Annotated in this window: 15 protein-coding genes; 8 read left to right on the forward strand and 7 right to left on the reverse strand. The window is 70.6% G+C overall.

From position 1 onward, the window contains the following. Nucleotides 1–8 precede the first annotated feature (8 nt). Entirely contained in the window at nucleotides 9–719 is a 711-nt protein-coding gene (locus ACIBVN_RS03185; RefSeq protein ID WP_397132095.1) for a FadR/GntR family transcriptional regulator, read from the reverse strand. Between the two features lie 83 nt (nucleotides 720–802). On the opposite strand from ACIBVN_RS03185, the gene ACIBVN_RS03190 reads away from it, so the two are divergent. From ACIBVN_RS03190 to ACIBVN_RS03205, 4 genes are all read left to right on the forward strand, one after another. Beyond that, nucleotides 803–1,450: an aspartate/glutamate racemase family protein gene (locus ACIBVN_RS03190; RefSeq protein ID WP_397132097.1), complete on the forward strand. Its 648-nt coding sequence runs from the start codon at nucleotides 803–805 to the stop codon at nucleotides 1,448–1,450. Further along, nucleotides 1,447–2,694: a RuBisCO large subunit C-terminal-like domain-containing protein gene (locus ACIBVN_RS03195; RefSeq protein WP_397132099.1), complete on the forward strand. Its 1,248-nt coding sequence runs from the start codon at nucleotides 1,447–1,449 to the stop codon at nucleotides 2,692–2,694. The genes ACIBVN_RS03190 and ACIBVN_RS03195 overlap by 4 nt, the downstream gene beginning before the upstream one ends. Before the next feature lie 49 nt (nucleotides 2,695–2,743). Next, on the forward strand, nucleotides 2,744–4,063 hold the full coding sequence (locus ACIBVN_RS03200) for a four-carbon acid sugar kinase family protein (RefSeq protein WP_397132101.1): 1,320 nt from the start codon (nucleotides 2,744–2,746) through the stop codon (nucleotides 4,061–4,063). 158 nt (nucleotides 4,064–4,221) lie between these two features. Then, nucleotides 4,222–4,974 (forward strand): SDR family NAD(P)-dependent oxidoreductase, encoded by a 753-nt coding sequence (locus ACIBVN_RS03205; protein WP_397132103.1) that lies wholly within the window; start codon nucleotides 4,222–4,224, stop codon nucleotides 4,972–4,974. A gap of 133 nt (nucleotides 4,975–5,107) precedes the next feature. On the opposite strand, the gene ACIBVN_RS03210 is transcribed toward ACIBVN_RS03205, so the two are convergent. Genes ACIBVN_RS03210 through ACIBVN_RS03235 form a run of 6 tightly spaced genes read right to left on the reverse strand, consistent with a single transcriptional unit; the run spans nucleotide 5,108 to nucleotide 13,344 of the window. Next, nucleotides 5,108–6,178: an Ldh family oxidoreductase gene (locus tag ACIBVN_RS03210; RefSeq protein ID WP_397132105.1), complete on the reverse strand. Its 1,071-nt coding sequence runs from the start codon at nucleotides 6,176–6,178 to the stop codon at nucleotides 5,108–5,110. 3 nt (nucleotides 6,179–6,181) lie between these two features. Beyond that, complete coding sequence (locus ACIBVN_RS03215; RefSeq protein WP_397132107.1) at nucleotides 6,182–6,961, reverse strand: alpha/beta hydrolase; 780 nt, start codon at nucleotides 6,959–6,961, stop codon at nucleotides 6,182–6,184. Next, a complete protein-coding gene (locus tag ACIBVN_RS03220) occupies nucleotides 6,958–8,994 on the reverse strand; it encodes a glycosyltransferase family A protein (protein WP_397132109.1) in 2,037 nt (678 codons plus the stop codon). The genes ACIBVN_RS03215 and ACIBVN_RS03220 overlap by 4 nt, the downstream gene beginning before the upstream one ends. Further along, nucleotides 8,991–10,085, reverse strand: a complete 1,095-nt coding sequence (locus ACIBVN_RS03225; protein WP_397132111.1) for an alpha-hydroxy acid oxidase — start codon at nucleotides 10,083–10,085, stop codon at nucleotides 8,991–8,993. The genes ACIBVN_RS03220 and ACIBVN_RS03225 overlap by 4 nt, the downstream gene beginning before the upstream one ends. Beyond that, nucleotides 10,085–12,253 carry an amino acid adenylation domain-containing protein gene (locus ACIBVN_RS03230; RefSeq protein ID WP_397132113.1) on the reverse strand — a complete coding sequence of 723 codons (2,169 nt, stop codon included), beginning with the start codon at nucleotides 12,251–12,253 and terminating at the stop codon, nucleotides 10,085–10,087. The genes ACIBVN_RS03225 and ACIBVN_RS03230 overlap by 1 nt, the downstream gene beginning before the upstream one ends. 11 nt (nucleotides 12,254–12,264) lie before the next feature. Continuing rightward, nucleotides 12,265–13,344 carry a serine/threonine protein kinase gene (locus ACIBVN_RS03235; protein ID WP_397132115.1) on the reverse strand — a complete coding sequence of 360 codons (1,080 nt, stop codon included), beginning with the start codon at nucleotides 13,342–13,344 and terminating at the stop codon, nucleotides 12,265–12,267. 369 nt (nucleotides 13,345–13,713) lie between these two features. Here ACIBVN_RS03235 and ACIBVN_RS03240 point away from each other — a divergent pair, with 369 nt between their 5' ends. From ACIBVN_RS03240 to ACIBVN_RS03255, 4 genes are read left to right on the forward strand one after another with little or no spacing between them, the layout of a single operon-like run. Further along, nucleotides 13,714–13,920 carry an MbtH family protein gene (locus tag ACIBVN_RS03240; RefSeq protein WP_397132117.1) on the forward strand — a complete coding sequence of 69 codons (207 nt, stop codon included), beginning with the start codon at nucleotides 13,714–13,716 and terminating at the stop codon, nucleotides 13,918–13,920. Further along, the gene (locus ACIBVN_RS03245) at nucleotides 13,904–15,853 is read left to right on the forward strand and encodes a condensation domain-containing protein (protein WP_397132119.1); all 1,950 of its coding nucleotides are present in this window, start codon (nucleotides 13,904–13,906) and stop codon (nucleotides 15,851–15,853) included. Before ACIBVN_RS03240 ends, ACIBVN_RS03245 begins: the two co-directional genes overlap by 17 nt. Further along, a complete protein-coding gene (locus tag ACIBVN_RS03250) occupies nucleotides 15,850–16,890 on the forward strand; it encodes a TauD/TfdA family dioxygenase (protein WP_397132121.1) in 1,041 nt (346 codons plus the stop codon). The genes ACIBVN_RS03245 and ACIBVN_RS03250 overlap by 4 nt, the downstream gene beginning before the upstream one ends. Then, entirely contained in the window at nucleotides 16,887–22,280 is a 5,394-nt protein-coding gene (locus ACIBVN_RS03255; RefSeq protein ID WP_397132123.1) for an amino acid adenylation domain-containing protein, read from the forward strand. Before ACIBVN_RS03250 ends, ACIBVN_RS03255 begins: the two co-directional genes overlap by 4 nt. Nucleotides 22,281–22,283: the final 3 nt, after the last annotated feature.

Consider the following 22,283-nt stretch of genomic DNA (forward strand, 5'->3'; position numbering starts at 1 on the left):
GAGGTCTTCTAGCAGCAGAGGCGTACGTGCTGCTCGGCGTCGGCGCGGGCGACCTCGACCACCTCGCGCATGGCCTCCTCGGCCTTGCGGTGGTGGCGGCGCCTGATCGCCAGCGCCACGCGTTCGTGGCCGGGCAGCGTTTCCTTGTTGTGCGCGACTGAACGGGTGTGCACCTGCCGTACGGAGCGCAGGGCGATGCTGATCATGTCGTAGATGTAGAGCAGCAGGTCGTTGCCCGCCGCGGCGAACACGGCCTTGTGGAAGGCCAGGTCGGCCTCGATGAACGGCTCGGGGTCGTCGGCCGTGGCGTACAGGGCGGCCAGGGCCTCGTCGATGCGCTGGACCGCGATCGCGTCGGCCCGTTCCGCCGCGACCCTGGCCGCGCCCGGCTCCAGGGCGACGCGCAGGTCGGCCAGCATCTGGATGTCCTCAGGGCGCGGCTCGGGCTCGAACCGCCAGCTGAGGACGTCGGGATCCAGCAGGTTCCAGGACTCGCGCGGGCGCACCCTGGTGCCCGCGCTCCGTCTGGTCTCCAGCAGGCCCTTTCCCGCCAGGACCTTCACGCCCTCGCGTACGGCGGAGCGGCCGACGCCCAGCTCGCCGACCAGGTCCTCCTCGATGGGGATGGAGGTCCCGGGGGCGAGCTCGCCAGTGACGATGCGGGGGCCGAGGGCCTGGACGACCTGGGCGTGCCTGTCCCGCTTGGGATCGATTGCCACGCCCTGGACGCTACCGCCGGCGCCGGATTTTGCATAGCATTTCATCCGATGAAGATGAGATTTCATCGGATGAAGTGAGGCCCATGACGAAGAGGCTAGGACTGATCCACACCTCCGCGACCCTGGTCGACGTGTTCGCCAAGCTGTGCGCCGAGCACCTGCCGGGAGTCGAGACCTTCAACATCGTCGACGACAGCCTGATCAAGAACACCATCGCCGCCGGCCACCTCACCCCGCAGACCGCCCGGCGCGTCGCCGGCCACATCGCCTCCGCCGAGGCGGCAGGCGCCGACCACATCCTGGTGACCTGCTCCTCGATCGGCGCCGCCGTCGAGGCCGCCGAGCCGCTGACCGGCGTGCCGGTGACGCGGGTGGACCGTCCGATGGCCGACCGCGCCGTCGCGCTCGGCCCCAGGATCGGCGTGCTCGCCACCCTGTCCACCACCCTCGACCCCACCGCCGACCTGGTACGCCGTCGCGCGGCCGCCCTGAACAGCGACGTCGTGCTGACCGCCAGGTTGTGCGAGGGCGCTTTCGAGGCCCTCATGGGCGGGGACGCCGCCACGCACGACGCGCAGGTGGCCGAGGCGCTGGTGGCGCTGGGGGGCGAGGTGGACGTGATCGTGCTGGCCCAGGCGTCGATGGCCCGCGTGGCCGGCACGGTCGAGGCCCCGGTCCCGATCCTGGCCAGCCCGCCGCTCGCCATGGAGCACCTGGCGGCGGTGCTGTGACTGAATCGATCGTGGCGACGTACCGCGTGCTCACGCGCCTGCCGCTGGAGCAGGCCGTGAGCGCGATCGCGGGGGAGCAGAGCACCGGCACCTTCGTCAGCGTGCGCGGCGAGACCGCCGAGCTGCGCGCCCGCCACAGCGCCGTGGTGCGGTCCATCACGGAGATCCCGCTCCCCGTCTCCGAGCCCCTGCCGGGGGCGATCGGCGACGGGCCCTTGACGGCGGCCCTGGTGAAGATCGGCTTCCCGCTGGAGAACACGGGACCCTCGCTCACGAACCTGCTGCCCGTGGTCGCGGGCAACCTCTACGAGCTGCGCGAGCTGGCCGGGCTCAAGCTGGTCGACCTGGAGCTGCCCGCGGCCTTCGGCTCGTCGTACCTGCCTGCGCGGTTCGCCGTCTCGGGCACCCGGCGGCTGGTGGGACGGCCCTCCGGGGTGCTGATCGGGACCATCGTCAAGCCCAACGTCGGGCTGCGCCCCGCCGACTACGTGGACCTGGTGCGCGAGCTCGGCCTGGCGGGGGTCGACTTCATCAAGGACGACGAGGTGAACGCCGACTGCCCGCCCGCCCCGCTCCCCCAGCGGATCCGCGCGGTCACGGCCGCCCTCGACGAGGTGGAGCGGCGGACCGGGCGGCGGCCGATGTACGCGTTCAACATCAGCGACGAGCCCGACCGCATGCTGCGCAACCACGACATGGTGGTGGCGGCCGGCGGGACCTGCGTGATGGTCAACCTGAACGTCGTCGGCTTCCCGGCCGTCGCGATGCTGCGCAGGCACGCCAGGCTGCCGATCCACGCGCACGTCACCGGCATCGGGGCGCTGGCCCGGCATCCGGGGCTCGGGATCGGGCACGTCGCGTACCAGAAGCTGGCCCGCCTGACCGGCATCGACCACCTGCACTGCGGCGGCTTCCACAGCAAGTTCTACGTCACGGACGACGACGTGGCGGCCACGGTCGCGGCGGTCCGCGAGCCGCTGCTCGGCGGCTTCCCCTGCCTCCCCGTCCTGTCGTCCGCCCAGTGGGCCGGCACCGCGCCCGTCACCCTGGAACGCGCCGGGACCACCGACCTGCTGGTGCTGGCCGGGGGCGGGGTGCTCGGCCACCCGGACGGGCCGGCGGCGGGGATCGCGAGCATCCGGCAGGCGTGGGCGGCCGCCGAGGCGGGCGTGCCGCTGGACGAGGTGGACGAGCCGGAGCTGCGGGCGGCGCTGAAGCACTTCGGCGGGGTGATCAGGAAATGACGCCGGGCGGGGCTCACGCGCGGCTGCTCCGGCACGGGGCGGTGCGGCTGTGACGCTGTTCGCCTTCGTCGCGGACGACTTCACGGGGGCTACCGACGCGTTGTGGCAGTTCAGGCGGTTCAGGCTGACCGGCTCGCTGGTCACCGACGTGGCGCACCTGCACGACACGGACGACGTCATCGGCATCGCCACCACCGCCCGGGCGTCCGCGGACCCGGTTTCGATGGTGCTGCCCGCGCTCAAGGCCATGGCGGCGCTGGAGCCGCTGGCCATCCAGTACAAGGTCTGCTCGACGTTCGACTCCTCGCCCGCGCACGGGAGCATCGGCGCGGTCATCGCGGCCCTCCACCGCGAGGGACTGGCGCGTGGCCCGGTCCCGGTGCTCGCCGCGCAGCCCGAGCTGGGGCGCTACACGTGGTTCTGCAACCACTTCGTACGGACCGGCGACGAGGTCCACCGGCTCGACCGCTACCCGCCGATGCGCGACCACCCGGTCACGCCCGCGTCGGAGGCCGACCTCCGGTTACGCCTGGCCGAGCAGGGCGCGGGACTCGTCGGCTGGCTACCCGCGCCCGCGCCGCCTTTCTCATCGCTATCACCGCCGTCGCCGTCGGAGGGTGCGTACCGGGCGCTTGGCGAGGAGTCGGCCTTCATCGCGGACGCGCTCACCGAGGACCACGTCCGAGCGCTCGGCCGCCTCCTGCTCGCCGACGCCGGCGGCCGTGCCCCGCTGTACTGCGTCGGGTCCGGCGGCCTGAGCTACGCCCTCGCCTCAGCCAGGAGCACCACGACCACGGGACCGGCCGGCACCCTGGGACCGGCCGCGCCGGTGCTGGTCGTGTCGGGCAGCCGCTCCCCGATCACCGCCCGCCAGATCGACACGGCCGAGCGGGCGGGGTGGCGGGTGCTCGACGCATCGGACGGCCTTCGACGCGCGACCCGCGGCGGGGCCGTGAACGCGATCTCCGACGGGCCGCCGAGCGGGACCACGGGCTCGTTCGCGGACCTCTTCGCCCAGGTGGCGGAGAGCCTGGGCGAGGGCCGGCACACGATCGTCCAGTCGACACGCGGCCCGGCTCGTGACCCCGCGGCCGTCGGAGACCTCCTCGGCCGGATCGCCTCGGCAACCGTCCGAGCGGGGCTGGTCCGGCGCCTGGTGGTCGCGGGCGGCGACACCTCGGGCCAGGTCGTGGCCGCCCTCGGCGCGCGCTCGCTGGACGTGATCGCCTCCCTCGCGGTGGGCGGCCCGGTGTGCGTGCTGTCCGCCGACGACCCCGCCTGCGACGGGCTCGAAGTGGCGCTGAAGGGCGGACAGGTGGGCGGGGACGACTACTTCCTCCGCGCCGCCGCCGGAACGTCGTCGTGCTGACCGCTCCCGGCGTACGACTTGTGGAGTACGGGCGGCGACCCCGGCGCACTCCGGGGGACGCAATCAGAAACACCCCTCGCGCCTGACGCCCTGGACCGCTCGCTCAGGGCAACGTGGACTCCACGGGACGGCCGCGATTCGCAGAGGGAGCGTAAGTCATGATGTATCCGGACCTGCAGGGCAAGGTAGCGCTGGTCACCGGCGGCTCCGGAGGGATCGGGCGAGAGGCCGCCCGGGTGCTGGCCCAGCAGGGGATGCGGGTCGTAATCAACGGGCGCGACCCCGTGGCCATCGAGGCGGCCGTGAAGGAGATCGGCGGCGCGGCGATCGGCGTGGCCGCCGACACCACCGACTTCGCCGCCGTCGAGGCGATGCGTGAGGAGGTCGAGCGGCGGCTCGGGCCCGTGGACGTGCTGGCGATCTTCGCGGGCGGCGGGACCGGGATGCCCCGGCCCATCGACCAGACGAGCGAGGAGGACTGGCACGCCACCGTGCACGCCAACCTCACCTCGACGTTCCTCGCCATCAAGAGCTTCCTGCCCCGCATGAGAGAGCGGCGGAGCGGGTCGATCATCACGATGTCCTCGCTGGCGGCCCGTACTCCGACGCCCGCCTCGGTGGCGTACACGGCGGCCAAGGCCGGAGTCATCGCGCTGACCCGGCAGTTGGCGCACGAGCTCGGGCCCGCCGGCATCAGGGTCAACGCGGTCGCCCCTTCGACGATCATGACGGAGCGGCTGGAGGAGCGGATGCCGTGGGAGTTCAAGGAGCGGCTGCTGGCCGAGCACCCGCTCGGTCGGCTCGGCACCCCGCTCGACGTGGCGAACGTGACCGCCTTCCTCGCCTCCGACGTGTCGTCCTGGCTCACCGGGCTCACGATCGACGTCGCGGGCGGCAAGTGGATGCCTTGACAGGGTCGCCCTTCCGGTCCAGCGCCATCAGGTACGTCCTCGGCCGGGGTCGTTCGAGGAAGGCCATGCGCTCGGTACGGCCGGCCAGCCCGGCCGTAGTTCGATCTGCTCATGGCGGGGCGTCGTGCCCAGCTCACGGCTCCCGCTGGGCCGGGACGCCGTCGAGGGCCGGGATCGGGGACGGCAGGGGCGGGATGACGAGCGATCTCCGCGAATGTGACCGGCGCTCCGCCAACTCACGTTCCAGGAAGTCGGGGAGCGGGATGCCCGCAGCGCGGCTTCGCATCTGGTTGAGATGAGATCGATCGCCTGGCACGGAGACGTGCGAGCAGCCAGGCACGGTCGCCGACGCGCGCAGTGTGCGCAGTGCTTCCGCCGCGTTCGCCGGCGCGACGCTCCCCGCCACGTCGATCACCAGGAGAAAGCCGCCGCGGACGGCTGTGTCGTGGCCGTCCGCGCCGAGCCCGGAAAGGAGACCAGCCATAAGGCTCAGGCCGTACCCCTTGTATCCCCCGAAAGGTTGCATGACGGAGCCCTCGAAGATGGCTGAGGCGTCGGTGACCTGTGTGCCATCGCCCCGCTTCAGAGTTCCCGGTGGCACACTTTCCCCCCTGCGTCCGCGTTCGACCAGGTCGTAATAGGCCAAGGCCGAGGTCGCCAGGTCCACGACGACCGGCGGGTCTCCAGGATGCGCGAACGAGATGGGATTGGTCCCGAGCATCGGCTCGACGCCGTCGGGCGGAGCGACCAGTGCGTCGTCTCGGTCGGCGATCGTGCCGACGCACAGCAGCGCGGCGCACGATCGGCGGGCCGCCGCGAGCGTGTAGCCGCCCAGCCTGCCGACGTGCCCGGTGCGGACCAGGCTCGCGGCGCAGAGACCGTGCGTTCTGGCTCGTTCCACGGCTATGTCGAGCGCCCACTCCACCGTGTGGTGCCCGAACCCATGACGGCCGTCGACGACGATATGGCCGGGCTGGTCGGAGACCAGTTCCGGCTCGGCCGCGGGGATCAGGCTGCCGTCGTGGATCTGGTCGATGTACACCGGGAGCATGCCCAGCCCGTGGGAGACATGACCGGCCGCGTCCGCGTCCACGAGGTTGCGTGACACGGCCTGGGCGACGTGTGACGGCGTGCCGAGGCCATGGACGAGCCGGGTCGCCCAGTCGCGCAGGTCGTCCAAGCGATAGTGCTTCGCCGGGCTCATGGCTCAGAACCCATGGCCGCGTAGCCAGCGGACACAGTCGTCGGTCCACCGCAGCCCGAGGTCGCGAGCCAGGCCGGACGCGTGCGGGCCGGTCTGATACAGGTGCAACTCGTAGCGGATGCCACGGTCGTGCAGGGCCCTGGCGAACTTCATGCTGCCCACGGCGGTGACTTCCTCGTCGGCCAAGGTGTGCCAGACGAAGCATGGAGGGACTCCGTCGTCCACCAGGAGCTCCCCGGAGAAGCGCCGCTGGGTCTCCTCGTCGTCGGCCAGGTCACCAAGGAAATTGCCGCGCGTCTCGTGATGGGCGAGCGGGTCCAGCATCGAGATGACGGAATAGCACAGCACGCCGAGCGCGGGGCGGGTGCCCACGGGCTCGGCGCCGTCGGCCGTCACACCAGTGAGCATCATGGCGGCCAGATGGCCGCCCGCCGACGTGCCGATCACGCCGATGCGGTCGGGGTCCAGGCTCCAGCGCTGCGCGTTCGAGCGGGCCACGGCAAGGGCACGCCACGCGTCCGCCAGTATCGCCGGATACCGGTATCCGGCGGAGCCGAGCCGAAAGTTCACCACCATTCCGGCGATGCCCGCGTCCGCCAGCCATCGCGCGTACTGGACGCCTGACTTCTCCGAAAGGAACGTATAGGCGCCGCCGGGGAGGATGAGCATTCCCGCGCCCGTGGCCCGCTCCGGCTCCGGAAGGTAAACGTCGAGGTGCGGGATGTCCGCCGCCTCTGTGCCACAGGCGTATGGCGCCGGCCCGTCCCACAGACGCGCCCTCATGCGCTGGGCCCGTCGGCCGGGCGCATGCTCACAGCCTGGCCACGCTCTATGTCGATCTCGAACTCCTCCCCGTCCCACACGGTCGCGGGATCCACGGCCGAAGGCCGCTCGCGCAGCGCGTTGCGTGTCTTGTCCAGATCTGTGAGCAGCCATTCGAACCGGTCGGCGGGCACGCGCTGGCGTGCGAAGAAATCGCGCAGCGTACGCTGGTAGCAGCGCATGATCTCCGGGTGATGCTCCGCGATGAGCTCTTCCGCCAGCCGTTCCGCGACGTCGGGCCGGTCGTCGTGCGAGGCCCGCGCGACGAGGTCGACGGCCGCGGGCGTGAACCAGCGTTTCTCGACGGCCGCGGCGGCGTCGCCGAACACGATGTCGAGAAGCTGTTCGCGGACGATGCGCCGCGCCTCCGGCTCGCTGTGGGCGTAGAACCGGAACGCGTTCTGAAAGATCCAGCGCAGCGGGAAGAGGATGCGCTCGGGGAAGATGACCTTTTCGAACGCGGCGTCGTCGTACCTGCGCACCTCCGCCTCGATGTTCTCCTGGATGCGCGTCATGTGCACGTACAGCCCGCTCGCCCGTTCGATCACCGATCCACGTGTCCGCCCGTAGAAGACCGCCTGTTGCCTCATCAGGTTCCTGGCCATCTTGATCAGCCGGTCGATCTCCGTCTCCGCGTGCGCCTCCGCGGGCCCCAGACGCACGGTGCAGCCCGTGGCCTGCAGGATCCTGCCGGACTGATAGTCGCTGCCGGTCACGATCCGCAGCTCCGGGCGTCGCAGCTGGTGCTGCCCTCCGATGGAGAACGCCCAGGTCCTGAAGGTCTTGAGCGCGTCGCTGGTGTCCGGGTAGATCATGTTCTCCGACGCTCCCATCCCGGCGAACAACCAGGTGAGGAAGATGTCGTGGCCGACGACCGCGTGCCACCGCCACTTCTCGTCCCGCCGGACGAGCCCGTTCTCCAGGAACACCAGCGCCGCGTCCAGCCCCGAAGCGGGCGCCTCCGCGAGCACGATCGTGCGGTCCTCCAGCACGTAGGCGAGGCGCCCCGACGGGTCCCTGAGCACTCCGAAGCGCCGCCCCATGTCGTCGGTGTCACGCAGCTCGACGCTGAGCGAGCCGATCTCCATCCGGTTCCCCACGCGCTTCCTGCGCCACCGGGGAAGCTCGTCGAACGCCTCGATGCCGGAGAGGTCGACGGAGACCGGCACGGTGGCGCGGAGATCGGCGTACCGCGCCAGGACCTCGGGCGGCGCGGGCCGATGAGCGGCGAAAAGTCGCAGGGCCGCGGTGGCCTTGTAGGTGAGGAACGGCATGACCCCATCCACGGTGGGGCATTCGTCGAAGATCCGCAGGACCTCGCGCAGCGCGCGGGGGTGATAGACGGTGTCGCCGTCCGACAAGGCGATCAGGGACTTCTGCAGCCGGCTCCAGTCGCCGTCGAGCGCGCACATGGCCTGCACCGTCGCCACGCACCGGTCGACCCCGAGCCGCGCCGCGTTGCCCGCGCCGGGCCGGGGTTGGTTCATGTAGACGATCCGTGCTGCTCCCTTGTTGGCGGAGATGATGCTCTTGACGATCTGGTCGGAGCCGTCGGTGGAATTGTTGTCCACCGCCACGATCACTACTCGACGCAGGTCGACACCCCGCTGGTTCAGCAGGGAGTGAAAGGTCGCGGCGATGTGCGGCGCCTCGTCCATGAACTTGACGACCACGAACACGTCGCGCCCCTCGTCGCGCAGCCGCTCGACGTCGTCGAGGGGCTGGCATTCGTCGGGTCCGAAGTAGGCGGAGCGACCGGTGAGGAAACGCTCGACGACGCCCCGTTGATGCCGGATCGCGCCCTCCATGTCGGCGGCGTCTCGACGCCGCAGGACCTCCCGTGCCTGCCTGATCTGCGCCATATGCACCGGATCCACGTCCGAGCTCATGTGCAGGGCGAACAGCGGGCTCCGCAGCGTGACCTCCGCGGGCTCGCTCCATCGCTGCTCGGTCCACGCGTGGTGGAAAAGGCCAGGCCGCGCGTGTGGTTTCACGATCGTCTCCATTCCCGGCCGCCCGGGGGCGACAGCCGTACCCGGTCCCGGCTGATGTCCCGCACCGCCGGACAGCCGCAGAGGGCCATCGTCAGGTCGAGTTCGTCCTTGAGCATCCGCAACACCTCCCGCACGCCGACCTCCCCCGAGACGGCCAGACCCCAAAGGACCGGACGCCCCACGAACACCATGCGGGCGCCCAGAGCCAGCGCCTTCACCACGTCGGCGCCTCGCCTGATGCCGCCGTCCACGTGCACTTCCGCGTCCGCGCCGACGCGGTCCACCACTTCCTCGAGTGCATCGAGCGCCCCGATCGCGCCGTCGGCCTGCCGCCCGCCGTGGTTCGACACGATCACGCCGGAGGCGCCGGCACGGACGGCGAGCGCGGCGTCCTCCGCGGTCAACACCCCCTTGATCAGGATCGGCAGCCCGGTCAGGCCGCGCAGCCAGTCGATGACCGACCACGTCACCGCGGGATCCAGCAGGTCCGCCGTGGCGTCGGCGAGCTTCAGGCCCGAGCCGAGGGAGCGGGACGGGCGCAGATTGGCGGCGGTGACGCCCTCAGGCAGCGTGAAGCCGTGGCGGACGTCGCGGTCGCGCCGTCCCAACAGGGGGGTGTCGCCCGTGAGGACGAGCGCCCGGCACCCGGCCGACTCGGCCCGGCCGATCAGGTCCGCCGTGATGGCGCGATCGCGGAAGCAGTAGAGCTGGAACCACAGCGGTCCCCGGGCCGCGGCGGCGATCTCCTCGATCGTCCGGCTGGCAAACGTGCTCACCACCGTGACCAGCCCTTCGTCGCCGGCGGCGCGGACGGTGGCCGTCTCGCCCTCGGGGTGCACCAGACGGTGGTACGCCATCGGAGCCACCCCTATGGGCGCGGCGACCTCGGCGCCCATGACCCTGACCCGGGTGTCGCGCCCGCCCACGTCCACGAGCACCCGAGGGCGCAGTGCGGCCCGACGCAGTGCCCGGCGGTTCGCCGCGAGGGTCCATTCGTCTCCCGCGCCGCCGTTCACGTAGTCCCAGACGTCCCGCGGCAGCAGGCCGCGCGCCAGCCTCGAGTAGTCTCGCGCGCTCGCCGGATGAGGCATCACGACAGGCGAGGGATCGTGTCGAGGTGGGCTGTGGCGGCCTGCGCCGGTCCCCGCGGGCCGAGCCTTTCCACCTCTTCCACCATGTCGGCGAGGACGGACTCGGGCACGGCGGAGATCAGCGAGTCGACGTCCGGCGGCGGGTCGGTCTGGGCGGTGACAACCACGTCGCTGATCCCGGGATGCTCGCGCAGCACCGCCTCGATCTCTTCCAGCTCCACGCGGATTCCGCGCACCTGCACCTGGTGGTCGTTCCGGCCCGCGAGCTGGATCACGCCGCCGGGGAGCCAGCACGCGAGGTCGCCGCTCCGGTAGAGCCGGCTGTCCGCTGGGGACTCCGCGAACGGATTGGGCACGAAGCGCGCGGCGGTGAGGTCGGGGCGAGCGACGTAGCCGTGCGCCAGCGCGACGCCCCCGGTGAATATCTCCCCGACGACGCCAGGCGGTACCGGGCGCATAGCCTCGTCGAGGATGTACATCCGCGTGTTGGTGATCGGCCGCCCCACGGGCACGGCCCTCTCGTCCTGGAGTGGCCCGCAGATCCAGAAGGTCCCGTCCACGGACGACTCGGTCTGCCCGTAGATATTGAACAGCGGAACGTCCGGACAGGTCGCAAGGTAAAGGTCCTGCAGCGGAACGGGAAGCACGTCGGCACCGGTGATCACGGCCTTGAGCGAGCTCCACGGCATCGACGGCTCCTGCTCGAGCAGCAGCTTCAGTTCCGACGGGACGACGCTGAGCAGGGTGACGCCGTGCTCGGCCACAAGCCTGGCGATCCAGCGGCTGTCCCGGGCGGCCCTCGGGGGAGCGATCACCACCTGGGCACCCGCACACAGCGGGCTGAAAAGCTCCACGATGGCCAAGGAGAAAGTGAACGACGCGAGGTGCAGCAGCCGGTCGCGCGGCGTGATCTGGTAGGCGGCGTGCTCCCAGCGCATGCTGTTGCACAATCCTCGGTGGGTCAGCATCACACCTTTCGGCCGGCCGGTGGTGCCGGAGGTGTAGATGACGCAGGCCGTGCTCTGCGGGACGTCGGGGGTGTCGAGGTTCTCTCCGGAGGTGGCCGCGACGCGCCAGTCGTGTTCGTCGACGGAGATGATCGTGGCGTCTGTGGCGGGCAGTCTTTCGGCGAAGTCGGAGTGGGTCAGCACCAGCTGGGCTCGGGTGTCGCTCAGGATATGGCGCAGCCGCGACTCCGGATGCGTCGGGTCGAGCGGCACGTACGCGGCGCCGGCCTTGAGCACGGCCAGGACGGCGACCGCCAGGTCGAGTGAGCGCTCCATCGCGATCCCCACCAGGTCGCCCGCGCGGACCAGCTGCTCGTCGACCAGATAGCGGGCGAGCCGGTTGGCCCGCGTGTTGAGGTCCGCATAGCTGAGTGCCCCGTCGGGGTGAATCACGGCAAGGGCGTCACCGGCCTTGTCCACCTGCGCCTCGACCAGCCGGTGCAGGCACTCGGCGGTGGAGACCGGCGGCACGCGCGCACCGCTCCACTCGACCGTGACCATGCGGTGCGACGCCGGCGGCAACGCGGCCACCTCCCCGACCGTGAGGATGTGATGCGACGCCGCCGCCACCTCCCCGGCGGTCCGCTCGGCTGCGTCCGCGCACGCCGTCCGGAGCGCGTGCTCCAGGTGGTCGCGGAACCAGCGGCCCTCGTCCTCGCCGAACGCCGCCGCGTCGAGCTCGACCATGCCGGTGAGCGCGTCGCCCTGACGGTCGAGCGTGACGCTTACGGCCCACCGGAGATCCGGCAGGTCGCCGTGGACGCGGGCCATGCGGCAGGCGACGGCGGCCAGCCGCTCGTCGGCCGGCGTGGCGGGAAAGGACGCGTCCTGATCGGCGTACGCCTCAGCGAGGTCAGCGAGCACCTGCTCCACCAGCTCGCCGAACGGTTGATCGGGCCGGACGTCCACCAGGACGGGAACACCGTTGGGCGCGTGGCCGGCCAGCGGCGCGCAGGTCACCAGGATCCGGCTCGGCGCGTCGTACCGCTGCACGCACGCCCCCACGGCGGCGAGCAGCCGCGCGAAGGTCTGTGGATGCGGGTCGCCGGGCAGCGGTCCGAGCAACCCTCCGACTGCCAACTCAAGACGGCGGACGCCGCCCGCGCCCGGTCTCCTGCGCCCGATCGCCGGCGCCTGCGCCCGCCTTCTCAGTCCGGCCAATCGCGACCTCATCAGAACCTGCCGTGGCGCCTGGGGAAGTAGTCCTGCAGCGTGCCCTCCCTGTGGACGTCCACGGTGGAGCAGTGCAGCCCTCCTCCGAAAGTCGCGACATCCCAGAACGGCACGGGGATGACCTCGAAGCCGAGCTTGTCCAGCAGCTCCATCTGCGCCACCTCGCTCGCCTCCACACAAACCGTGTCGGGCCCCAGACTGAGGATGTTCATCGACAGCCACGGGCTGCAGAAGCAGAGCCTGGGCAGACCGTCCCACGTCATGGTGGGCGGCGCGGCGGGCACGATCTCCCAGTCGTTCATCTTGAAGTACTCGACCAGCTCGGGCTCGGCTTCGCGTTCACCGCAGTGCAGCACGAGCCCGGGACGCAGCGGTACCCATGTCGCGTCGATGTGCACCGGATGCGCGTTGGCGAAGGTGACAGCATGAACGCGATGGGAGGGGAAGTGCCGCCGCAACCAGTCCACGCCGCTGCGGTTGGTCACCATCGAGAGCTGGACGAACAGGTCCTTCCCGAACCTGACGATATCGGCGGCGTCGAACAAGGGCTCGGCCTCGGTGAGCACCAGGTCGTTCGCGCGGACCCTGGCTATTTGCTGCGCGAAGTCCAGGCTTTCGTATTCCGGCCAGAAGTCCTTTTTGTACGACGCGTCGGTCAGCCGGGGCTTGGGCGCCGCCTCCCAGCGCATGTCCGGGTCCGCCCGGTAGTAGGAATCGATCAGCGGGCGGTAACAGAGATATTCGAACCACCGGCTGCGATAGCACATCGTGGCTTCGAGAATCTCGTTTCCGACGGTGATGAGAACATCGCGGGGCGGCATGCATCCGAACATGCTGTCCTGCGTCCAATCAGGAGTGGAAACCCGCTGGGAGAAGTCGATCGACTCCGGCCGGTCCACCCGGATTCCCCGGCTCCGCAGAATTTCCGCGAAATTGTCGAGTTGTTCGTTCGCGGCCGCCGTGAGGTCGTCGGGAATCGGGCCGTAGACACCGTGCGGAAATCCGTCTTCCGGCCAGCTTCTGTGTACGGCCGGCTCCGGCGCCTGCACCATGGTGCCGTCGGCGCGGCCGAGAATCACATGGGTGAGGGGATCCCATCCGTTCCAAGAGTTAACTTTCACCAGGCGAAACCCCGATCGAGCGCGATGTTGGCAGGGCCGGGCGCGGTGTGCGCGGTGGACGGGCAGGCCACGGCCTGTTTCCGGTGTCGGACTCTAGCCACGGCTGCTCGGCGGGCACAAGCGTGCGGCGCGGAGAGCGCACTCCCGGTCAATCGACCGTATTTCCCGACAAGAGTTGGCTTGACGGAACGTGCGCTCTCTTGACCGGCAGCACGGTCCTGACTTCGCGTCATTGCCCGGCAATTGGGCCCCTTGTTAAAGTCCGGCACCGTACCGGCCGGGCGGGAAACCGGCCGACCGGCGCCATCGGCGGACAAGGGGGATCGCGTGTCGACCGACAACGATGACGACCAGCGGCTCTACCAGGTCGTGTGCAACGACGAGGAGCAATATTCCATATGGTTCGCCGACCGAGAGCTGCCGCTGGGGTGGCGCGCGGCCGGGATGACCGGAACAAGGCAAAAATGCCTCGACCACATCGCCGAGGTCTGGACGGACATGCGGCCGTTGAGCCTGCGTGAGAAAATGGGTTGAACGCGTGCTCGGCGGCTCTCCTTTCGACAATGGAAAAGCCGGGGGCGCGGACGCCGCGGACCACTCCGGATGGCGGGAGCGCGTCGGGCGGCTGTCCGAGCGGCAGCGTTCGCTGCTCTACGCCCGCTTGGCCCGATACCTGGGCCAGGACGCGGTCGATCCGACTGTCCGCGTAGTCGCCTACGTCGTCGAGAAGCGGGCGGGCACGCTGACGAACGGTGAGATCCGCGCGTTCGCGCAGTCGCGGTTGCCCGCCGCCTTCGTGCCGTCGCGCCTCGTCCGGATGGCGGCGCTACCGGTCCTGCCCAGCGGCAAGGTCGACCGCTCCATGCTGCCTCCTCCCGACGTCAGGGACCTCGCGATCGAAACGCCCTATGAGGCGCCGAGGACGGATACGGAACGCAGGCTCGCGTCCCTCTGGTCGGAGGTGCTGGGTCTGCCCGTGGTCGGCGTGCACGACGAATTCTGGGCGCTGGGCGGCCAGTCCGCCCTGGCCGCGCGGCTGGTCGCGAGAGCGCGTGACGCCTTCCAGATCGAGTTGCCCGTGGTGAGCCTCTTCGAGGAGCCCACGATCGCCGGCCTCGCCCGCCTGATTGACTCCGCGCCCGCGGCGGTCCCTGTTCCCCGTGCCGCGCGGGGAAGGACTCCGCTGTCCTCGGCGCAGCACCGGCACTGGTTCCTGCAGACGCTGGAGCCGGACAGCGCCGTCTACAACATCTGCGACGCGATCCGGATCGCCGGTCCGCTCGACACGGCGGCCCTCGGCAGCGCGATCGCCGAGATCCACCGCCGCCACGACATCCTGCGGACCAGGTACGTGAGCGAAAGGGGACTTCCCGTCCAGGAGGTGCTCCCCAGCGATGCCGTGCCACTGCCACTGGACGACCTGCGCCATCTGCCCCTCCGAGAACGCGACGAGGCGGCCGCCACGCTGTTGGCCCGCGAGAGCCGCCGGCCCTTCGACCTGTCCAGGCTTCCGCTGCTGCGCGCCCGGCTGATCAGAATGCGCGCGGACGAGCACGTTCTGCTGCTGGTCGCGCACCACATCGTCGCGGACGACTTCGCCTTTGCCGTATTCCATCAGGAGCTTTCCGCGCTGTACGCGGCGTTCGCCACGGGAGGGCCGCTCCTCCCCGCGCCGCCGATGCAGTACGCGGACTACGCGGCCTGGGAGCAACAGGCCGTCGAACGGGATCTGCCGGAGGCGTTGGACTACTGGAGACGCCAATTGGCCTCCACCAGGCGGCCTTCCCGTCCGCTCACCGACTACTCGCACCCGCCCCGCCCGGCAAGGCTCGCCCGTACCGCTGAGTTCCACGTCACCGGCCGTACCGTGGACCTCCTCGCGGCGTGGGCGCGCGGGCACCGGACCACCATGTTCGCCGCCGTTCTCGCCGCCTTCTCCCGCATGCTCGGACGGCGCACGGCCGCGGACGACGTCGTCGTGGGCGTGCCGTTCGCCAACCGTGGACACCGGCATCTCGACCGCCTGATGGGCTGCTTCATCAACCCCGCGGCGCTGCGCGTCGACCTGGCGGGGCGGCCCGACGTGCACACCGTGCTCGCCCGCGCCCGCGATGCGATCGACCAGGCCCGCCTCCGGCAGCACATCCCTTTCGAGAAGGTTGTGAACGCGCTGCGGACGGACCACGACGCCGAGCTGTTCCAGGTGGTGCTCAACTTCATGGACGCCGCGAACGCCCCGGAGCTGGCGGGATGCTCGACCAGCCACATGGACGTCGGTGCCACGTTGACGGCCAAGCACGACATGACGCTCTACGTGCGCCATGCCCCTGGCGTCCTCGATGGCCATCTCGTCTGCGATGCGGATCTCTTCGCGGACCAGACCGTGACGGACATCGTCGCCGACTTCACCGTGACGCTCGAGGAAACGGCCGCTCTGTCGTCCCTGCCACGGAGGTCAGCTCGATGAGTGACACGCACCCAAGCGCACCCCGCCCGCGGCGCAAGCCGGTTCTGATCGACGCGGCGGACCTGGTGACCATGGAGTCCTTGGTGCCGGACGGCTCGCTGCCCCTGGTGATTCGGCCCAGCAAGCGGGTCGACCTGGTCACTTGGACGGAGGCGAACAGAGAACTGCTGGAGCGCCGCCTGCACACGCACGGCGCGATTCTCTTTCGCGACTTCGGCGTGCGGGAGGTGGCGGAGTTCGAGCGTTTCGCGCTCGCCCTCACACCTGACCTGCTCAACTACGTCGAGGGCTCCTCGCCGCGGACCATGCTGGCCGAGAAGGTCTACACGTCCACCGAATATCCTCCTGAATACCCGATCTCACTGCACAACGAGCTCTCGTACGCGCACAAGTGGCCGGCGAAGCTGTTCTTCTTCTGCCAGACAGCCCCGCGAAGCGGCGGGGAGACCCCGATCGCCGACTGCCGGCGTGTGCTGCGGATGCTGCCCCAGGACCTCGTGTCCAGGTTCACCCGATCGGGCGTGCGCTACCTGCGCAACCTTCGCGACGCCGACGGCCCGGGCCTCGCCTGGAGCACGGTGTTCGAGACCCGCGACAAGGACTTCGTCGAGCGGTACTGCGCGGAGGGCGGCATCGACTTCCAGTGGCACGCGGACGGAAGCCTGCAGACCAGCCAGGTACGGCCGGCCGTGATCCGGCATCCGGTGACCGGCGAGCCCGTTTGGTTCAACCAGGCCGACCAGTGGCATCCGTCGAACCTCGGCGAGGAGCTGTCGGCGGCGCTGAACTCCGTCGCCGACGCGGCCGAGCTGCCCATCAACGCCGCGTTCGGCGACGGTTCTCCGATCGACGTTCGCGATCTCGGCCTGGTGCGCCGGACGATCCGGACGGCCATGGTGCGCTTTGCCTGGAAAGAGGGCGACATCTTGCTGATCGACAACATGCTCGTGGCGCATGGACGCATGCCGTTCACGGGGCCGCGCCGGGTGCTCGTCACCATGGGCGAGACCGTCTACCTGGATGACGTGACGGCATGACAGGCGACCGCGTGGCGGGATACCGCCTCTCCCCCCAGCAAGAGCGGCTCTGGGCGTGGGGCAGGCGGGGCGTTCACGTTCACTGGACGCAGGCCGTGGTAGCGCTGCCGGCGCCGATGGACGTAGGCGGCCTGCAAAAGGCGCTGGCCGTGGTGACCGCGCGGCACGAGATCCTGCGCACGGCCTTTCGCACGCTTCCCGGGCTGAAGGATGCCGTGCAGGTCATCGAGCCGCACGCGGCGCCGACGGTGGAGCACGTAGCGGCCGCGGACGATCGGCGGGCGGCGGTCGCCGAAACGCTCAGGCGCGTTCGTACGGGCGCCGACCTGGCGATGGCCCCGCAGCTGCGGTGCGTGGCGATCGGTTCCCCGGACGGAACGGGGGATCTCGTGCTCAGCGCGCCCGCGCTCTGCACCGACGCGGCGGGGATGCGCGTCATCGTAGGCGAGCTCATGGCCGCCTACCACGGCCGCGGCCTGCCCGCGGCCGACGAGATCCCCCAGTACGCCGACTACGCGGAATGGCAGCGCGAGATCACGCCCGAGACGACGGACGGCGCGCTCGTGAGCGACCTGGAGCCGGCCGAGGCGTGCTACCGCCTCGGCGAGGACAGCTTCGCTCGCGCCGCCGCGGCGGCCGGGTCCATCGAGGCGCCACTCGCGGACTTCCTCCTCGCGTGCTGGCGGATCGCCCTTCAGGCGATTCCCGCGCAAGACCGCGGCGGGGCCGCGATGTGGCTCGCCGTCGACGGCCGGGACGACGAGCGCCTTGCCTCCGCGGTCGGGGTGTACGAAAGGAGGGTTGCGGTCCCGTCCGACGCCGGCGAGACCGACCGCTTCGACCAGGTGGCATTGCGGGCGCGGCAGGAGATCGACGCCGGGGAGGCCTCCGTGGGGTTCGCCTGCCGGATCACGAAGGACGAGCCGTCGATCTCGCTGCTGCGCAGCCGTACCGGCGCGCTCGCCCTCGAGCTCGCCGTCACGGTGCGACCGCGCGACGCCGAACTGCTGCTCTCCTACGACCCGGCCCGGCATGACGAGGACGGCGTACGGCGGCTCGGCGAGCGTTTCCTGCGCACGGTGGAAGCGGCCGCCGCCGACCCGTCGGCGATGGTGGGCGACCTCGACATCCGCACGGCCGCGGAGCGGCGCGAGTTCCACGCCCGCAACGACACGCGCGTGGACGTCCGGCTCACCTGCCCGCACACGATGGTCAAGGATCAGGCGGCGCGTCGCCCGGACACCACCGCCCTCGTGTGGGGCAAGAACCGGCTCTCCTACCGGCAGCTGGCCGAGCGCGTCGCCCAGATCGCCGGCATGCTGTCGGCCTCCGGCGTGCGGCGCGGCGACCGGGTGGGCATCTGCCTCGATCGCTCACCCGACCAGGTGGCCGGCGTGCTGGCAGTGTGGGAGCTCGGCGCGGCCTTCGTGGCGGTCGGCGCCGATGACCCCGCCCACCGGGTGACCCGCCTGCTGGAGGACGCCCGCTGCGGCGCGGTGCTCACCGATGCGCGGCACCGCAGGCTGTTGGACGGCTGCGCGGCCGTCACCCTGCTCGTGGAGTCGGCGGGGGAGACCAGGCCTGCGCCGTCCGGCCGCGCGGATCTCGACGATGTGGCCTACATCGCCCACACCTCCGGCTCGACGGGGCGGCCGAACGGCGTGGTCGTCAGCCACCGCAGCGTGGCGAACTACCTCGCCTACGTCTTGGGCGAGTACGGCGTGACCGCTTCCGACGTCGTGCTCCAGCAGGCGCCCTTCACCTTCGACGCCTGGCTGCGCGACTGCGTGGCCCCGCTCACGGCTGGGGCTTCAGTGGTGATCGTGGACGATGATCGGCGGCGCAGCTCGGCGGCGCTGGTCTCCGAGATCAGGCGCACCGGGGTCTCCAGAATCCTGCACAGCGTGCCCACGCTGCTGCGTGACCTGGCGGAAACCCTGTTGGCCCGCGGCGAGCGTCTGGACCAGGTGCGGACCGTGCTCAGCAGCGGAGAGCCGCTCTACCCTGCGGACCGCGACCTGCTCATAGCCGCGTTCGGGCCGAAGACGGGCATCGTCAACCAGTACGGGCCCACCGAGTGCACGATGACGACGACGTTCCACCCGGTCACGCCTGGGACGACCGGCGACGCCGTCCCGCTCGGCAGGCCCATCCGCAACGCCCGCGTGTATGTCCTCAACGGCAACGGCCGGCCCGTGACCACGGGCGCGGTCGGCGAGATCCACATCGGTGGAGCGGGCGTGGCGCACGGCTACTTCGACCAGCCGGCGCTCACCGCGGAGCGTTTCGTGCCGGACCCGTTCGCGGAGGAGCCCGGTGCGCGCATGTACCGGACCGGGGATCTGGCGCGCCTGCGCCCCGACGGCCACATCGAGTTCCTCGGCAGGAGAGATCACCAGGTCAAGCTGCGAGGGGTCAGGGTCGATCTCGGCGAGATCGAGTCCTGTCTCTCGGCGCATCCCGGAGTGCGCGAGGCCGCCGTGGCCGCGGTCACCGGCGCCGCGGGCGGCGCGCGTCTGTCCGGACACATAGTGCCCCGTACGCCGGATTCCCCGACGCTGGACGAGATCAGGGATTGGCTGGCGCAGCGCCTGCCCGCGCACCTGGTGCCCGCCGTGATCACGTTCACCGCCGCGCTGCCGCGCAACCGGCACGGCAAGGTGGACCGCCACGCCCTGGCGGCCGAGGCCGCGAACGCGCCGGTCGAGGCGTACGTCGCCCCCCGCTCGGCGACGGAGCAGGTGGTGGCCCGGGTCTTCGCAGAGACGCTCGGCCTGGACCGGGTGGGTGCTGACGGCGATTTCTTCCGGCTCGGCGGCCACTCGCTGCTGGCCACCAAAGTGGTCTACGAGATCGGCGAGGCGCTGGGGGTGAAGGTGCCGCTGCGGAGCATCTTCGAGCACCGCACGGTTGCCGCGCTCGCCCTGGCGCTGCGCGACGAAGGGGACGAGCACGATGACGGGCCGATCCCCCGTCAGCCCGAACTGCCCGATTACCCCGTGTCATTCCCGCAGCGACGGCTGTGGCTCGCCGACGCCCTCGGCGATCACGGGAACAACGTGCAGGTCGTGGCCCGCGTCAAGGGCGAGGTCGAGCTGGGCCTGCTGCGCCGTGCCCTCGATCTGCTCGTCGCCCGGCACGAGGCGCTGCGCACCACCTACGTCGTGTCCGGTGGCGAGCCGGTGCAGAGGATCCACGAGGCTGAGCCCTGCGACCTTTCCGTCGTCGACCTGACCCGAGCGGACGACGTCGACAAGCGCGTCCGGCGACTCGTGCTCGCCGATGCCAAGACCCGGTTCGACCTCACGCGGCTCCCGCTGTTCACCGCCCGCCTGATGCGGACGGCCCCCAAGGAGTCCGTACTGCTGTTGACCCTGCATCACATCGTGATCGACGAGTGGTCCGTCGGCGTGCTGCTGCGCGAACTGGTGCTGCTCTACGACGGGCTCGTGCGCGACGACGCCAGCACGCTTCCCGACATGCCCGTCCGGTACCGCGACTTCGCGGCCTGGCAGCGGGAACGGCTCAGCGGCGAGCGGATAGAGCCGCTGGCGGGGTACTGGAGGCGCAAGCTGGCCGGCGCGCGCCTCGACCTTGCCCTGCCGACGGACAACTCGCCGCCCGCTGAGCCCACGCTGAGAGGCGGCCGCGTCTCCGCGCCCCTGCCCGGCAAGCTGACCGCGAGGCTGACGCGGCTCGCGGAGGAGCGCGGTGCGACGCCCTTCATGGTGCTCCTCGCCGCGTTCAAGACGCTGCTGTTCCAGCATTCCGGCCAGGACGACATCGTGGTGGGCTCGCCGATCGCCGGCCGCACCCGGCGGGAGATCGAGCCGGTTGTGGGGTTCTTCGCAAACATCCTGGTTCTGCGCACAAGCCTCGCCGGGGACCCGCGCTTCGAGGAACTGCTCGACCGGGTGAAGGAGAGCGCCCTCGGCGCCTACGGTCACCAGGACATGCCGTTCGAGACCCTTGTGGAGATGCTGCGGCCCGATCGGGTCGCGCACCGCATTCCGGTGGCCCGGATCTGGTTCGTCCTGCACAACGCGCCGATGCCGGCGTTCGAGGCTCCTGGAATCGCCCTCGCTCTGGAGGAGAGGCCGAGCGACACGGCCCAGTTCGACCTCAACATGGCGCTCACACAGACCGACGGTGGGTTGGTGGCCGCCCTCGAGTACAGCAGCGACCTGTTCCATCGGGCGACCGTCGAGCGACTGTTCCGCGCGTACCGCGAGGTGCTCGAACGCGTCGCGGACGACCCGGGGATCCGATTGAGCGAACTGTGCGGCCACCTGGCGGCCGGCGTGGGGAAGGAGCGGCTGATGGCCCTGGAAAGGCAGGAGCGGTCCAGCGGGAAGAGCTTCAGCGCGTTCAGAGCGGCGAAGGTCGAACCCATTCGCGTCGCCCGTGACGCGCTGGTGCGGATGGAGCCGCTGCGGCCGGGTTCCTCGCAGCCGCTGGTGATCCGGCCCGGCGACGGCGGCGTCGCGCTCGACGAGTGGGTCGAGGGCAACCGCGACCTCATCGCCGAGCGCCTGCGCACGGTCGGCGCCATCCTGTTCCGCGGCTTCGCCGTCGAGAGCGCCGAGGACTTCGAGAAGGTGGTGCGGGCGTTCTCGCCGGACCTGCTTGATTACTACGAGCGCTCCACTCCCAGGAACGAGGTCGGCGGCAAGATCTACACCTCCACCGAGTTCCCGCCCGACCGCTTCATCCCGTTGCACAGCGAGAGCGCCTACTCCTCCTTCTGGCCGCGCACGCTGTGGTTCTGCTGCCTCCAGCCCCCCGAGGAGGGCGGCGCCACGCCCATCGCCGACACCCGGGAACTGCTCAGGCTCCTCGATCCGGGGCTGAGGCGACGCCTCGCCGAGCGCAAGGTGATGTACATCCGCAACTATCACGACGGCTTCGACATCCCCTGGCAGGTCGCCTTCCAGACCGATGACCGCGACGCGGTCCTCGACTACTGCCGAAGAGCCGGCATGGAATGGGAGTGGCCACCCGACGGCACGCTCCGGACCCGCCACGTCCTCGACGCGGTCGTCGACCACCCGGACACCCGGGAACCGCTCTTCTTCAACCAGGTGCACGCGTACCACATCTCATCGCTCGATCGTCAGACGCGGCGAGCGGTTCTGGAGATGTTCGGCGAGGACGACCTGCCCCGCGACGTCAGGTACGGCGACGGCCGCCCGATCGACCCGGCCGACCTGGAGCAGATCCGCAGGGCCTACGAGCAGGCCACGATCACCTTCCCCTGGCAGCGGGGCGATCTCCTGCTGCTCGACAACATGCTCATGGCCCACGGACGCGAGCCGTACCGGGGGGCGAGAAAGGTGGTCGTCGCCATGTCGGACCCCTATGACCGCCAGAAGCTGAACAAGGGGGTGTGACCG

Origin of the sequence: Nonomuraea sp. NPDC049400, assembly GCF_044466425.1 — a bacterium.
GTDB lineage: Bacteria > Actinomycetota > Actinomycetes > Streptosporangiales > Streptosporangiaceae > Nonomuraea.

Bases quoted from the DNA above. Each gene is read 5' to 3' on its own strand.
- ACIBVN_RS03190 (WP_397132097.1), top strand. From the start codon at position 803: ATGACGAAGAGGCTAGGACTGATCCACACCTCCGCGACCCTGGTCGAC.
- ACIBVN_RS03205 (WP_397132103.1), top strand. From the start codon at position 4,222: ATGATGTATCCGGACCTGCAGGGCAAGGTAGCGCTGGTCACCGGCGGC.
- ACIBVN_RS03210 (WP_397132105.1), bottom strand. From the start codon at position 6,178: ATGAGCCCGGCGAAGCACTATCGCTTGGACGACCTGCGCGACTGGGCG.
- ACIBVN_RS03215 (WP_397132107.1), bottom strand. From the start codon at position 6,961: ATGAGGGCGCGTCTGTGGGACGGGCCGGCGCCATACGCCTGTGGCACA.
- ACIBVN_RS03225 (WP_397132111.1), bottom strand. From the start codon at position 10,085: ATGCCTCATCCGGCGAGCGCGCGAGACTACTCGAGGCTGGCGCGCGGC.
- ACIBVN_RS03250 (WP_397132121.1), top strand. From the start codon at position 15,850: ATGAGTGACACGCACCCAAGCGCACCCCGCCCGCGGCGCAAGCCGGTT.
- ACIBVN_RS03255 (WP_397132123.1), top strand. From the start codon at position 16,887: ATGACAGGCGACCGCGTGGCGGGATACCGCCTCTCCCCCCAGCAAGAG.